Origin of the sequence: Natrinema sp. H-ect4 (assembly GCF_041894845.1) — an archaeon.
Classification (GTDB): domain Archaea; phylum Halobacteriota; class Halobacteria; order Halobacteriales; family Natrialbaceae; genus Natrinema.
Window position 1 is genome coordinate 1 of the sequence record NZ_JBHDYC010000052.1, and the last position, 697, is coordinate 697.

The 697-nt window shown below is 50.4% G+C and carries 1 protein-coding gene; it reads right to left on the minus strand.

Annotation, left to right across the window (positions count from 1 at the left end):
• Window positions 1–8 precede the first annotated feature (8 nt).
• A complete protein-coding gene (locus ACEWFR_RS23755; RefSeq protein WP_374063346.1) occupies window positions 9–644 on the minus strand; it encodes an IS6 family transposase in 636 nt (211 codons plus the stop codon).
• Between the last annotated feature and the right edge of the window lie 53 nt (window positions 645–697).

Consider the following 697-nt stretch of genomic DNA (forward strand, 5'->3'; position numbering starts at 1 on the left):
GGTAGTGTTCAGATAAGCTGGTTCCATGCGAAGGCGAATGATCTCAACCACTCATCGGCAGTTTCTGCTTTGGCGTTGCTAAAACAGTTTGAGAATGAGATAGTTCGTCGTTTTACCTCTCGAAAGACACGTTCGACACTGTTCCGATTTCCGTGGCGTTCGTATCTGAAATCGAGGCCGTGTCGAGAGCAAGCGTCTTGAAGCGGTGTTGCTCCATCGACGAGAAACACGGCGTCATCGACGTCGTGTTTCTCACGTAACTCAGCGAAGAACGTGTGAGCGAAGACGTTTGTTCTCACTGGTTCAAGCTTTGTGTGGAGCAAATCATTTGTCTCAGGATCGACTGCGGCGTACAGCCAATATCGCTCATCACCGAGTTGGATCACTGTCTCGTCGACCGCAACGTGATCCGGACTTCGTCCATCCGTGGGCTGTAAGTCGGCTTTGTGAACCCAGTTGTGAACAGTTGACCGTGCCCGTTCAACACCAAATACCTCAAGAATAGAAACGGTATTCGAAAGAGATAGTCCCGCAAGATGGAGCTGAATACCGAGCTTCATCAACAGTCTCGGTGTTGCCTCTCGCTCCACAAAACCTAACTCGATCCGGTCGATACAACCGTTGAGGCTAGCGTTTTCCGACATGGACACTCAGAAAACGCTACGCCTCATCCTTCAATCCTAATCTGAACACCGCC

Bases quoted from the DNA above. Each gene is read 5' to 3' on its own strand.
- ACEWFR_RS23755 (WP_374063346.1), bottom strand. From the start codon at position 644: ATGTCGGAAAACGCTAGCCTCAACGGTTGTATCGACCGGATCGAGTTA.